Consider the following 12,633-nt stretch of genomic DNA (forward strand, 5'->3'; position numbering starts at 1 on the left):
AATGATCAAGGATCGAAAGCGAACGGGAAGAATGGCGCGACATCGAAGGCTCCGCAAATCACGAAGCACCTCATGAATCATATTCGTGCCCACTACGCACCACCGTTAACCTGAAGCGATTGCCCTGGGTCGAGACGGCGCAACTATGGACTCTCTGCTCTGACCGACGCATTCTTCCCCGAGGGAGAATGGGCTTGGACAGATCACGGCACGACTATCGGTCTGACCAGTGGCGAAAGCGCACTGGTGCCAAGCGGTCACGCGCACGGCGTTGGGGACCCATCCCGCTGCGGCTGATCTTTGTGACTCTGGCTGCTGCTGGCGCGTTGATGGTTCAGTTGGCCATGCAGCACGGCGGCCGCATGCCCGAGATCAGTCTGTCGAATCTGACCCGGCCGAGCCCTCCACCGGTCGCCGGCATCGCCTCCGTCGTCGACGGCGACACGATTGAGATCCACGGTCAGCGCATTCGCCTTAACGGAGTCGATGCGCCGGAGAGCAAGCAGTATTGCGATGACGCGAAAGGCTTCGAATATCCCTGCGGACGCCGTGCGGCTGAAGCGTTGAACGCCTTCTTGGCGACCTCCAGGCCAGTTCACTGCTCGTTCGTCTCCTGGGATCGCTATGACCGGTTTGTCGGAGACTGCCTGCGCTCCGATGGTGCCGGCTTGTCCGCTTGGATGGTCGAGCACGGCCAAGCCTTGGATTGGCCCCGCTACAGCCACGGTGCGTACGCACCGCAACAGTTGAAGGCGGAAGCGGCGAAGGTCGGTATTTGGGCCGGCAAGTTTCAAGCGCCTTGGGAGTGGCGAGCGGAGCATGCAGATGGGGCGACCCCGTCGGGCCCACCACGAGGCATCGTCAGCCGCAGGCTGCTCGCGCAGACGGGCTACTCGTGTGAGCCGCGGCGGATATGTTCTCAAATCAGCTCATGTGATGAAGCCAACTGGTATCTCGCAAACTGCTCATGGGGAGGCAAGTTGGACCGAGACAAGGACGGTATCCCCTGCGAATCGGTTTGCTAGGGAAAGCTCGTTCGTCGCCTGAGACTTGGTGACCGGCCCGGCTGCCGCGCTTTTTTAAACACACATGGCTACACCAGTCCACACGATCTTGTCCGCGACGTGCCTCAATGACCACGCCCGCAAACATCAGTTGACGCTTCCGATCGGGCGGCCCCGCGAAGAGCTTCCCGCCCGGAAAGCCGGGCACGTTAGCCGGTTAGGCAGACAACATAGTCGCGCGTCCCGGTTAACCTTACTTGAGTGAAGCACACACGCTGAGTGGTTGATGAAGCACCGATGAGCTCCAAAGGAAGGGCGCCGCCCTACGGGCGCGTCCTCAGCTCCTCGACGTCGACGGCGCTCTCGAAAACATACCCGGCGCCGCGCTCGGTGCGGATATACTGCAGGTTCGAGCGGTGTGCCAGCTTACGGCGAAGGCGCAGGATCAGCACGTCGATGCTGCGGTCATAGACCTCTTGATCATAGACTCTGGTCGCCTTCAGAAGCTGCTCGCGCGAAAGCACTCGGCCCGGGTTCTTGAGGAATGCCATGAGCAGGTTGAACTCACCCGCAGTCAGCTTCACTTCAAGACCCGTGCCTCGACGCAAGCGGCGGCGTTTCGTGCTGACTTGCCAGTCATCGAAATTAAAGATCGCGTTTCGCTCACGCCCCGGCCGCTGGCGCACGGCAGCGCGTACGCGGGCCAGGAACTCCGGATGGCCAAAGGGCTTAGTGATGTAATCGCGGGCGCCGGTTTCGAGACCGACCACCTTGTCGGATTCATCCAGGTAATCGGCGCTGATGATGATGATCGGCAGGTCCCTGTTGGCGCCAAAATCCCGAACGAATTGCAAGCCGTCCTTTCGACCGAGGCTCAGATCGACAATTGCCAGATCAAGTGCTTCAGAAACCATCTTGCTGGCGGCCTGTTGGCCGTTTTCGACCGCCCTGATCCTAAACTCATGCTTGGACAGGAGATCCACCAGCAGTTCTCTCGTTGAAGCGTCCTGACTCAAAACGAGAATGTTCTTCATGGTTACTCCTGTTGGATGTCGCTTTGGCTTCTGCGACGATCAGGCAAATTAGGCAGGGTCCGCAGGTCGGACAATCTTCGTTGGGCGCATGACATAATAGCGCAGGCACATAGGTCCTAGGCGGGACTGCCGCTGTGAACCAGGAACCGAGTTCGCCAAGCTTCGCGTGTTCGGCCGTTTCTCCGATTTAGCTCAGGGCGTTTGTCCTGCCCGCCTGTGCGACATGCCGGTCGTTGGCCCAGCCGATCCCCTCCCCTGCGGCCCTGAGGCTAGCGTGATGAGGCCTTCTGCGCCTGCAGCGCGCATCTCCCAATCGATTCAGCCGCATTTCATCTGAAACCCCCAAAAGATTGACATTCCAGACGTAAAGGTGGATCTATTCGGTAGTTACAGTGTGTAGAAATATCCACATAGCCGACAATATACTTGGTTAACACTGTTTCTATTCCGTATCTTGCGGAACTTATATTCGATGATCGCGAAAATAATGCGCAGTGACTTAAAAACAACTGGAGCGAAGAGGCTCTCGTTGCGTCTACAAACGCAGGAGGTAGAAATGAGTAGACTGATCGTTGTATCCAACAGGGTTCCGCTGCCCGATAAAAAAGGGGTGCCGCCCGCGGGCGGAATGGCCATCGCGCTGAAAGCGGTGCTCAAGAAAGAGCACGGCTTCTGGATGGGCTGCTCGAAGCAGGTGGTAGCCGAGGACGCCACGCGGGAGCTGACACCACTGCAAGATGACGGCATCAATTACCAGCTTGTTAATCTCTCGCAGAAGGATGTGGACGAATATTATGAGGGCTTCGCGAACAGGGTTCTTTGGCCGATCTTCCACGGCCGTCCTGACCTGGCCGAATATTCCGAGGCACGAAGCGCCGGATATCATCGTGTCAACACGCGGTTCGCAGAGCTGCTGAAACCTCTCCTGCGCGATGAGGATGTCATTTGGGTGAACGACTATCACTTGATTCCGCTTGCTGAAGAGCTGCGTAAGCTCGGCTGCAGCAACAGGATCGGCTTTTTTCTGCACATTCCATGGCCGCCGGCGGACATCTTCTCTACTGTTCCGAAGTGCGATACTTTGCTGCGCGCGCTTTCGTTCTGTAACCTCGTCGGCTTCCACACGGATTTCGATCTCAGCAACTTCCTCGAATGTCTGGATCGCGAGGAGCAAGGGAAACGCGTCGAAGAAGGTTTCTACCAAGCCTATCAGAACGAGTTTCGCTGCGGCGTCTTTCCAATCAGCATAGACACGGCGGAGTTCGAAAGCCTCGCAGAGAATGCAGCCCTCAATGCGCGTGTGCAGGAGACCTATCCGAGGATTGCCGGCTATGACATCGCGATCGGCGTCGATCGCCTCGATTATTCGAAGGGTATCGAGAAACGCATCGTCGCCTTTCGTGATTTTCTGCGAAACTACAGTGACCGTGTCGACAAGACGTTGCTGCTGCAGATCACCCCGGAATCCCGGGCAAGTATACCGGCATATAGGGCGGTCCAGAAGGACGTCGCCGAACTGGTCGGGCGCGTTAATGGAGAATTCGGAACCATCGATTCGGTGCCCGTGCACTACATCAACAAGTCAGTCGGTCAGTCGGAGCTGGCCGGCCTCTACAGGAAGGCGCGTATCGGTTTGGTGACTCCGCTTCGCGACGGGATGAATCTGGTGGCGAAGGAGTATGTCGCTTCGCAGGATCCATTGGACCCGGGCGTTCTCATCCTTTCGCGTTTTTCCGGTGCCGCCAGGAAGTTGGACGCAGCGATGCTTGTCAATCCCTATGACACGGAGGAGATGGCGCGCACCATGGAAAAGGCCCTCGTTCTGCGGGTAGAGGATCGGATTGACCGCTGGAGAGCGATCATGACGATTCTTCGCGAGCATGACGTCCATAAGTGGTGCAGCGATTTTCTCTCGTCACTGAATCGACACTAAGCCCTTCGTGGGCCCAGCCTAGCTCCAGTGTGAGGCTGGGCCCAGGCAGCCTCCACATTGCCGAGTGCTTCTGCCCTAATCGCGCGTGGCCCAGGAGGTGCTCGTTCACCCGCACCGACTGTGTCGTTTCACTGATCGAGACCGGTCACCTTCAACCACGCCGAACCAAGTGGCGAGGGCCGCCCGCAACGCCCACACCATCAAGACGATAGCGTGAGCAGACCGCTAGAAAAATAAGGAGAGGCGAATGGACCTCGTTGATAGCAGGGATCGTGCAAGCAGGAGCGAGCGGCCGCCACGCATTGTCAACGGCGCGCGCGCCACACGGCAACAGCGGATGCTGGCGTCGATTGACCTGAAATTGCTGTTGTCTTTTGAGGCGCTGCTGGAGCACCGCAACGTCACGCATGCGGCTCGGCATATGAGTGTCAGCCAACCGTCCATGAGCAGATCGCTGATAAGGCTGCGTGGAATTTTCAATGACGATCTTCTGGTGCGTGGATCGAGCAGTTTGGTTCCGACGCCACAGGCCGAGCGCCTGGCCAAGCTCCTGCCGCCGGTCTTGAATGCTGTCCGCACGATGATCGATCGCGATTGCGCCCTAGGTGCATGGCGATCGAAAGCGACAATGGCGATGCCCGATCACCAAGCGCTGATTTTGCTGCCGCCTCTCTTACCAATTCTGCGCGAGCACGCGCCTTATCTCCATATCGTCACCGATTCGCTTCTAGGCGGCGCCCTCAGCCGGCTTGAACGAGGCGAAATCCATTTGGCCGTCGGCCAAATCGATGCTGCGCCACTGGGCTACTTGCGCCGTACGCTCTACGCCGACCGCTTTGCCTGCCTGCTACGCCAGAACCATCCAGCCCTGGCGCGGGAGTGGACGATCGAGACCTTCGCGACATTGAACCACGCTGCCCTTGCCTCGGACTCCAAGGATGGGTTTGGCCGGGTGCATGACGAATTAGTCAAATTAGATCTCCTGGATCGCGACCCTGTGCTGGTTTCCAACATATTGACGGCAGCCACGGCAGTCGCGGCGAGTGATCTGGTGCTGATTGTGCCTAGGCGCGTGGCTACGCGGGTCGCTGCTCTGCTCCCTCTGCAGATTGTCGATCCGCCCGTGGAACTGACCCCCTACGAGGTCGCCCTGATTTGGCATGAACGGTGCCATCGCGACCCGGAGCACCGCTGGCTGCGGCACGAGATCACCGCAGCGGCTTCACAAACAGAACTGACGCAAACAGCACCAGTGGCAGCACAATAACGGAAGCGCACTCCAAAGGCCCTCCCTTCTTGAACGCCATTCGATCGAGAAGAGGCACGCAATCATCTGACAGTTAGGCTTCTGGCTCTCCAGAGGCTCACACCTTTAACAACCACTCCAACCCTCACATAGGAGAATAAGATGTCCAATGTATTTTCACTTGATGTCAAGGAACGCGAAAAAAGATATTCTGATGACATCTACAAGTCTTCTCAAGCGTATTTCCACGCGAGTCCTCTGCTTCTTTCAATGCCAAATGCCGCACCTCCGACCGACGACATGATCGCTAACGATCAAGGGGCTGTACAATTTCATCTCTTCGGCCACAAAACACGTGATCGGATGTATAGCGAAATCTTAAATGAAAACCAGGACAATCTTTTATCGATTGGCGGCCTCATTTACGACTACATGCATTCCAACTATCCGAACATCGACGCGAAAAAGCTAGATATCAGCGTCTGGGCAGACGTCCTCAACAACATTCCAAATCTTTCGATCGGAGCGCGAAACCAGAAAGGTTATTCGAAAGAAGTTTTCGGCACTTCCGTTTCAGCCACGTTCCTTTCCTTGGTTGCCCAGGCGATCATCACTGATGGGGCATCGCTGCTGAGCGATTTCGAGTGTTTCCTGACCGCGATGGGAGACATCATTTTCAGCGCCAGCGCCAAGGCGCAACAATACAAGGCGCTGACATGCACCTACCAGAGCTACCTTCTCGATAATGGTGCAGGCGGATATTACGATTATGGAGCGATCGTTCTTCGCCAGATCGAATTCAAACAGAACTTTCTTGGGCTGAAATCCTGCTGCTCGTCGACGCAACGCGTCAATGTCGACATCGACTATGTCGAGGTCGTGAGCATCGTACAGGCACGCCGGATCCGAAAAGGCGGGCCCGACTATGAAAACTTCCAGCAGCTCGTGAATGCGAACTCGACCATTCAATTCAAGAGGGCGAAGAATTTCTTCAACGGCGGCTCGACCCCGCAAAATGATATCAGGCCGCAGGTCTGAGGTCGGTTCCAGCCAAACGATCCCGACGATCGGCGGTAACCCGCCGATCGTTCGTTGTCGAACACGAGAACCGCACCACGTCGAAATCCGAGAAAACGAATTTCCCAAGGGCTCGAAACACGCAATATGCTTCCTCTATAGAATTTGTATAATTGGCTAGCCTTGATCCTGTCTTCGCGAGTGAAGTTGCACGCCAAAGGAAAAGGGCCGGCCATGACCACCCCTGCAATCGTCGGACTTTCCGGCAGCTACACCTCTCCCTCGCGCACCCGCATACTGGTCGAAGAGATCGTCAGGCGAACGGCGCTCCGATATGACAAGACCTCCGAAATTGTCGACATCGGCCAGTTTGCCCCCCATCTGGGCGCCGCAGTGCGTCTTTCCGATCTCAATGCGGCCGCAAGGAGGCTTGTTGACCGCCTCCTTCACGCCGAGGCCTTGGTCGTCGCAAGTCCTGTTTACAAAGGCAGCTACACCGGCCTTTTCAAACACCTGATTGATCTGATGGAGCCCACTGCATTCAACGGCAAACCGGTCCTTCTCGCTGCAACCGGCGGTGGGGATCGCCATGCATTGGTAATCGAGCATCAGTTACGGCCGCTCTTCGGCTTCTTTGAAGCACGCACACTTGCGACCGGAATCTATGCCTCGGAACGGGATTTTGCCGATCCGACATCCATATCCCCTGCCCTGGCCGAGCGGCTCGAACGCGCGATCGGCCAGTTCGCGCCTTATCTGGAGTCGCGAACTCCAAACCTGTTGTCCACGCACTCCAATGTGCCCGAAGCAACCAGTGCGGTAAGCCGAACGCGAGGGCGCTCGTTCACCCGAGTTCCTCTCGCAAATTTGGGGTGATTGACTTCCGCGCACCTCTTCGGACAGGGGTCCAATCCCGAATTATCCGGTCCAGCAGCTCACTTCCCCACGGAGTATACAATGACCAGGCCAATTCTCGTCGATGCTTCCATTCCTGAATCCGACGTCGCTCCCCTCACTGTGCGTGTTGGCGCAGAAATTCACAACAGCCGCCTCTCCGGCGATCTGCCGCATGCGGTGGTGGCGGCGATCAACGACCTTCTGCTGCGCCATAAGGTGGTTCTCTTCCGCGACCAAGGGCATCTGGACGATGCCGAGCAGGAGCGCTTTGCTCAACGGCTGGGCCAGTTGGTGCCACATCCAACTCAAGGTCCTGTTGCGGGAACCGCCTCGATCCTTGAGCTTGATTCAAGCCGTGGCGGCGGGCGCGCCGACCAGTGGCACACCGACGTCACCTTCGTCGAAGCCTACCCAAAGTTCTCGGTTCTGCGTGGCGTCGTCATTCCGCCGGCGGGTGGCGACACGATTTGGGCGAACACCACCGCTGCCTATGAGAGCCTGCCGACTGCACTGAAGCTGCTGGCCGACAATCTTTGGGCGGTACACTCCAACGCATATGACTACGCAGCCGTTCGACCGCGGGCGACTGAGGCGGAGCACAGGCACTTCGAAGAGGTGTTCACCTCGACGGTCTACGAGACCGAACACCCGGTCGTACGGGTTCATCCCGACACGGGCGAGCGCACGCTGCTTCTCGGCAATTTCGTGCAGCGCTTTGTGGGGCTTTCCAAGAACGATTCCCAAAAACTTTACGAGCTTTTCCAAGCCCATATCACCTTACCGGAAAACACCGTCCGCTGGCGTTGGCGGGCAGGCGATGTCGCGATCTGGGATAACCGCGCCACCCAGCACTACGCGGTCAATGACTATGGCGACCAACGCCGCGTTGTGCGCCGCGCGACCATCAATGGCGACGTGCCCGTTGGCATTGATGGCCGGCGTAGCGCCACCAAGGCAGTCAAACCGGCGACCGCGAAAGCGGCCTGAACCCACGCAATCCCTCCAGTCGCAATGAGAGAACCGAGATGTCCAGAAAGATCAGACTTGGCGCATTCCTGCCCGGCGGTGGACAGCACATCGCGGCATGGCGCCATCCCGACGCGCCGGCCGACGGAGCGACCAATTTCGAGTTCCACAAGCAGCTGGCGCTGACCGCCGAGCGCGGCCTGTTCGACGCCTATTTTCTCGCCGACAATCTGACCGTCGGGCTTGGCGCGCGCGAAGGTGGCAATGCCAAGATCGCCGGCTTCGAGCCGGTGACGCTGTTTGCGGCCCTGGCACCACTGACCACGCATCTCGGCTTCATCGCCACGGCGTCCACCACCTATGAGGAGCCCTATACGCTCGCCCGAAAGTTCGCCTCACTCGACCTGTTGTCCAATGGCCGCGCCGGCTGGAATGTCGTGACCTCGGCCGGCGACGAGACCGCGCAGAATTTCAACCGCGACACCCAGCCTGATCACGCCGACCGCTATGCAAGGGCCCACGAGCATGTCGAAACGGTCAAGGCGCTGTGGGACAGCTGGGAGGACGACGCTTTCATCCGCGACAAGCAGTCGGGCCGGTTCTACGACAAGGACAAGCTGCACGACATCAACCACAAGGGCGCGCATTTCAGCATCAAGGGCCCGCTCAACGTCCCACGCCCGGTGCAGGGCCACCCGGTGGTGGTGCAGGCCGGACAATCCGAGGACGGGCGTGGGCTCGCCGCGCACTCGGCCGAGGTGATCTTCACCGCCCATCAGAAGCTCGATACGGCGAAGGAATTCTACCGTGACATCAAGGCGCGCGTCGCTGCCGCCGGCCGCGATCCCGGCCAGGTGCTGATCATGCCTGGCGTCGCCCCCTTCGTGGGTCGTACCCAGGAAGAGGCACAGGCCAAGTACCAGCAGCTCAACGATTTGATCCAGCCGGAGGATGGCGTGGCTTTGCTCAATGGGCTCGCCGGGCAGACGCTCGACATCAGGGGCTATCCGCTCGACGGGCCGCTGCCGCCGAGTAAGGAAACTGAGGGCATGAAGAGCCGTCAGGCGCTGATCCGCCAGATCGCCGACGAGCACAACTTCAGCATCCGCCAGCTCTATCAATGGGTGGCCACCGCGCGTGGCCACTACACCATCGTCGGCAGCGCCACTGATGTCGCCGACCAGCTGGAAGAATGGTTCACCAGCGAGGCCGCCGACGGCTTCAACATCCTGCCGCCCTGGCTGCCCGGCGGGCTCGACGATTTCGTCGACCTCGTCATCCCCGAACTGCAGCGGCGCGGCTTGTTCCGCACTGCCTATGAAGGCCGGACGCTGCGCGAAAACCTCGGGCTCAAGCGGCCGGTGAACCCGTGGACCGCAGCGCGCTCGACCGTGCTGGCCGCGGAATAGAAAGGAAAGGCAAGCGATGACTTTGCAACACATCGAACGGCCGGTCACCATCGCTATGCAGGGCAGCGGAACCAAATCGGATTTGTTGCTCGCGAGCCGCCTGGCGGTCGGCCGCTTCCTGTCCCGCTATGGCGTGCTCGCGGCATTCCTGGCCCTCTGGCAGATGTCGAGCAGCATGGGCTGGGTCAATGCAGCTGTGCTGCCACCCATCGACACGATCGCCGCGGCTTTGTGGAAGGGCCTGGCGGGCGGCAGCTTGCTCGGCGACATCGCCATCAGCCTGCAACGCGCCGGCTTCGCTTTCATGGCGGCCGTCGCGGTTGCCATTCCGCTTGGGCTCTTGATGGGACAGGTGCGCGCGGTCGAGACGGCGCTCGATCCGATCGTGCAGCTGTTCCGGCAAACCTCGGCACTGGCGCTTTACCCCGTCTTCATCCTGCTGCTCGGCTTGGGCGAAGCTTCCAAGATCTTCGTCATCTTCTGGGCGACACTGTTTCCGCTGTTGCTCAACACAATCAGCGGCGTCAAGGAAGTCGATCCGAAACTGCTCGAAATGGCGCGCGTCTATGGCGCCACGCGGCTGACTGTCTTTGGCCGCGTGGTGCTTCCGGGAGCCCTGCCTTCGATCTTCGTCGGACTGAGGCTGAGCGCCACAACGGCCCTGCTGCTGCTGATCGCGTCCGAAATGATCGGCGCCAACAAGGGCATCGGCTTCCAGGTGATGAACGCGCAATACAATTTCCAGATCCCGCTGATGTTCGCGGCAATCGTCACCCTTGCTGGTCTCGGCCTGGTCGCCAACCAGGGGCTGGTCATGATGCAGCGGCGGCTGTGCCGCTGGAGCGATCGTTGAGATCGAGGTTCGAAACAGTCTCCAAGACTCTGCAAACCGAATTTCACTGCAAACAGGAAACCAGATCATGAAACTCACCCGCCGTACCCTGCTTGCCGGCGCCCCGTTCGGGGCAGGCCTGCTTGCCGCCGGCCTGCCCGGCTTCGCCTTCGCTGAAGCCGCGCCGGTCAAATTTCGCTACCTCGGCAGCCGTGGCGGCATCTCGCCGCATGAACTCGCCGACGAACTCGGCTACTTCAAGGGCCTCGGCATCGAGCTCGAAAATGTCGGCTACTCCGGCGGCGGTCCGGAATCGCTGTTCGCGCTGGCCTCGGGCAGCGTCGATCTGGGGTCCGCCGCCACGCCGGCGGTGATCAACTCGATCGCCGGCGGCAACGACTTCGTTGCCGCCTATCCGAGCAACGGCATCAGCCAGCAAGTCAAGAGCGTCTTCTACGTCCTGGAGGACAGCCCGATCAAATCGATCGCCGATCTCCCCGGCAAGACGATCGCGGTCAATACACTGGGTGCCCATCTCGACTTTACGGTTCGCGAGGCGCTGCACAGCGTCGGTCTGTCACCGGATGCCGCCAAGCTCGTCGTGGTGCCGGGGCCACAACTTGAGCAGACCTTGCGCTCACGCCAGGTTGACGTCGCTGCCCTCGGCTACTGGCAGGCCACCTTTGCCGGTGCGCTGGTCACCAACGGCGGGGTGCGCGGTGTGTTCAACGACATCGGCGTTCTGGGAGAACTCGCCGGGGGGTTCGTCATTCTTCGCCGCGACTTCATCGCGGCACATCCGGAGGCCGCCCGCAACTTCGTCCAACAGTCCGCACGTGCGGCCGACTGGTCACGCCAGAACCCGGGCGAAGCGCGCAAGGCGCTGGCCACCATCCTCGACAGGCGCGGTGAAAATGGCGATCTGGCCCGCTACTGGACCGGCTTTGGCCTGCGCGAAGGCGCGCAAGCCACCGACCGCGATATCGACTTCTGGATCAGCGTACTGGAGCGCGACGGACGTCTCGCCAAGGGCAAATTGAAGGCGGCCGACATCCTGTACCGGCCAGGCGAAATCAAGACCAACTGAGCACAGAGATGACCAGCACGAACCACAGCGGAGAGGTCAGCATCCGCGACCTTTGCAAATCCTTCGTCATCGGCGGGCGTCCGCTCGCCGTGCTGAGAACACTGAACCTCGACATCAGCTCCGGCGAATGCCTGGTCATCGTCGGCGCGAGCGGATCGGGCAAGACCACGCTTTTGCGCATCCTTGCCGGGCTTGAAAGCGCCGACAGCGGCGATGTGGCCATCGACGGTCGGCCGGTCAGCGGCGTCGGTGCGGAGCGCGCGGTGATTTTCCAGGAGCCGCGCCTGCTGCCCTGGCTGACCGTTCTCGGCAACGTCGCTTTCGGGCTGGCAATACGCGGCGTGCCGAAGCGAGAAGCCGAGGAGCGGGCCCGCTTCTATGTAGCACTGGTCGGCCTCGCCGAATTCAGCGATGCCTGGCCGAGCCAGCTTTCCGGCGGCATGGCGCAGCGTGTCGGCATCGCCCGGGCGCTTACTGTCCAACCCGAAATCCTGCTTCTCGATGAGCCGCTCGGCGCGCTCGACGCCATGACCAAGATCGGCATGCAGGAGGAACTGGCGCGCGTCTGGAGCGAGGAGAACGTCACCATGGTGATGGTCACCCATGATCTTGAAGAGGCGATCTACCTTGCCGACAGGGTGCTGATCCTGCCCAAGGAGAAAGATGGCAAGGCCCGCCTGATCGACATAGACCTGCCCCGCCCACGCGGCCGCAGCGAAAGCCGCTTCGTGCGCTACCGCGAGGAACTGCTGCACGAGTTCGGCCTACACTGATCGAGGGAGTCGAACGTCGAGACCACGCGCTTAGTTTTAAACGCTCGCAGTTCACGGTCGGCCCAAGAAGGTTTCCGAGCAAGGCCGCAGCAAAGCCTCGCCGACCAGTGCCTGTCGGACGATCCGACTGACGCGGCGGACCGTGCAAGGCACAGTATCGGCGGCGCGTTTTGATCGCATTGATGCCCATTTCAATGACGGTCGCCGCCTTTGTGGGGGGCGGTCTAAGATGCAAGAAATGGGCCTATACTCCTGCTCCTTCTGAAGAAGGCTATAGCCCTCAGCGAACATCACTTCGTCTGGGTTTGCGCCGTCCGTCGCGCCTTGACTTGCGACCGTCGACGGCCTATCCAGCCATTGTTAGCACTCTGCCTAGGTGAGTGCTAATCGCGCTCCCGGCAACGGGGAATCGTCCACATCCGCACCAGGGAAATC

The 12,633-nt window shown here is 59.9% G+C and carries 11 protein-coding genes; 10 read left to right on the plus strand and 1 reads right to left on the minus strand.

The features are described from left to right. Positions 1-329: 329 nt before the first annotated feature. Positions 330-1,025, plus strand: a complete 696-nt coding sequence (locus tag O7A70_RS32920) for a thermonuclease family protein (protein WP_337144064.1) — start codon at positions 330-332, stop codon at positions 1,023-1,025. A gap of 302 nt (positions 1,026-1,327) precedes the next feature. Here O7A70_RS32920 and O7A70_RS32925 read toward each other — a convergent pair whose 3' ends face one another. Then, a complete protein-coding gene (locus O7A70_RS32925) occupies positions 1,328-2,038 on the minus strand; it encodes a winged helix-turn-helix domain-containing protein (protein WP_337144065.1) in 711 nt (236 codons plus the stop codon). 556 nt (positions 2,039-2,594) lie between these two features. Between O7A70_RS32925 and O7A70_RS32930 the strand changes: the two genes are divergently transcribed. From O7A70_RS32930 to O7A70_RS32970, 9 genes are all read left to right on the plus strand, one after another. Continuing rightward, positions 2,595-3,971, plus strand: coding sequence for an alpha,alpha-trehalose-phosphate synthase (UDP-forming) (locus O7A70_RS32930; protein ID WP_337144066.1), 1,377 nt, complete (start codon positions 2,595-2,597; stop codon positions 3,969-3,971). Between the two features lie 247 nt (positions 3,972-4,218). After that, on the plus strand, positions 4,219-5,238 hold the full coding sequence (locus O7A70_RS32935; protein WP_442921250.1) for a LysR family transcriptional regulator: 1,020 nt from the start codon (positions 4,219-4,221) through the stop codon (positions 5,236-5,238). A 141-nt stretch (positions 5,239-5,379) separates the two neighbouring features. Next, the gene (locus tag O7A70_RS32940) at positions 5,380-6,255 is read left to right on the plus strand and encodes a hypothetical protein (protein ID WP_337144067.1); all 876 of its coding nucleotides are present in this window, start codon (positions 5,380-5,382) and stop codon (positions 6,253-6,255) included. Between the two features lie 213 nt (positions 6,256-6,468). Next, positions 6,469-7,110, plus strand: coding sequence for an FMN reductase (gene msuE / locus O7A70_RS32945; protein ID WP_337144068.1), 642 nt, complete (start codon positions 6,469-6,471; stop codon positions 7,108-7,110). 81 nt (positions 7,111-7,191) lie between these two features. Beyond that, positions 7,192-8,118 (plus strand): TauD/TfdA dioxygenase family protein, encoded by a 927-nt coding sequence (locus O7A70_RS32950; protein ID WP_337144073.1) that lies wholly within the window; start codon positions 7,192-7,194, stop codon positions 8,116-8,118. Positions 8,119-8,156: 38 nt separating this feature from the next. Continuing rightward, complete coding sequence (locus O7A70_RS32955; protein ID WP_337144069.1) at positions 8,157-9,506, plus strand: LLM class flavin-dependent oxidoreductase; 1,350 nt, start codon at positions 8,157-8,159, stop codon at positions 9,504-9,506. Positions 9,507-9,561: 55 nt separating this feature from the next. Beyond that, positions 9,562-10,359, plus strand: coding sequence for an ABC transporter permease (locus O7A70_RS32960; RefSeq protein WP_337144074.1), 798 nt, complete (start codon positions 9,562-9,564; stop codon positions 10,357-10,359). A 67-nt stretch (positions 10,360-10,426) separates the two neighbouring features. After that, a complete protein-coding gene (locus O7A70_RS32965) occupies positions 10,427-11,425 on the plus strand; it encodes an ABC transporter substrate-binding protein (protein WP_337144070.1) in 999 nt (332 codons plus the stop codon). An 8-nt stretch (positions 11,426-11,433) separates the two neighbouring features. Continuing rightward, the gene (locus O7A70_RS32970) at positions 11,434-12,198 is read left to right on the plus strand and encodes an ABC transporter ATP-binding protein (protein ID WP_337144071.1); all 765 of its coding nucleotides are present in this window, start codon (positions 11,434-11,436) and stop codon (positions 12,196-12,198) included. The last annotated feature ends 435 nt before the right edge of the window (positions 12,199-12,633 follow it).

The organism is Mesorhizobium sp. Cs1299R1N1 (assembly GCF_037179655.1).
Lineage (GTDB): Bacteria > Pseudomonadota > Alphaproteobacteria > Rhizobiales > Rhizobiaceae > Mesorhizobium > Mesorhizobium salmacidum.

Excerpts from the sequence above, each read along its gene's own strand:
- O7A70_RS32920 (WP_337144064.1), top strand. The coding sequence starts at position 330 with ATGGTTCAGTTGGCCATGCAGCACGGCGGCCGCATGCCCGAGATCAGT.
- O7A70_RS32925 (WP_337144065.1), bottom strand. The coding sequence starts at position 2,038 with ATGAAGAACATTCTCGTTTTGAGTCAGGACGCTTCAACGAGAGAACTG.
- O7A70_RS32930 (WP_337144066.1), top strand. The coding sequence starts at position 2,595 with ATGAGTAGACTGATCGTTGTATCCAACAGGGTTCCGCTGCCCGATAAA.
- O7A70_RS32935 (WP_442921250.1), top strand. The coding sequence starts at position 4,219 with ATGGACCTCGTTGATAGCAGGGATCGTGCAAGCAGGAGCGAGCGGCCG.
- O7A70_RS32940 (WP_337144067.1), top strand. The coding sequence starts at position 5,380 with ATGTCCAATGTATTTTCACTTGATGTCAAGGAACGCGAAAAAAGATAT.
- msuE (WP_337144068.1), top strand. The coding sequence starts at position 6,469 with ATGACCACCCCTGCAATCGTCGGACTTTCCGGCAGCTACACCTCTCCC.
- O7A70_RS32950 (WP_337144073.1), top strand. The coding sequence starts at position 7,192 with ATGACCAGGCCAATTCTCGTCGATGCTTCCATTCCTGAATCCGACGTC.
- O7A70_RS32955 (WP_337144069.1), top strand. The coding sequence starts at position 8,157 with ATGTCCAGAAAGATCAGACTTGGCGCATTCCTGCCCGGCGGTGGACAG.
- O7A70_RS32960 (WP_337144074.1), top strand. The coding sequence starts at position 9,562 with ATGCAGGGCAGCGGAACCAAATCGGATTTGTTGCTCGCGAGCCGCCTG.
- O7A70_RS32965 (WP_337144070.1), top strand. The coding sequence starts at position 10,427 with ATGAAACTCACCCGCCGTACCCTGCTTGCCGGCGCCCCGTTCGGGGCA.
- O7A70_RS32970 (WP_337144071.1), top strand. The coding sequence starts at position 11,434 with ATGACCAGCACGAACCACAGCGGAGAGGTCAGCATCCGCGACCTTTGC.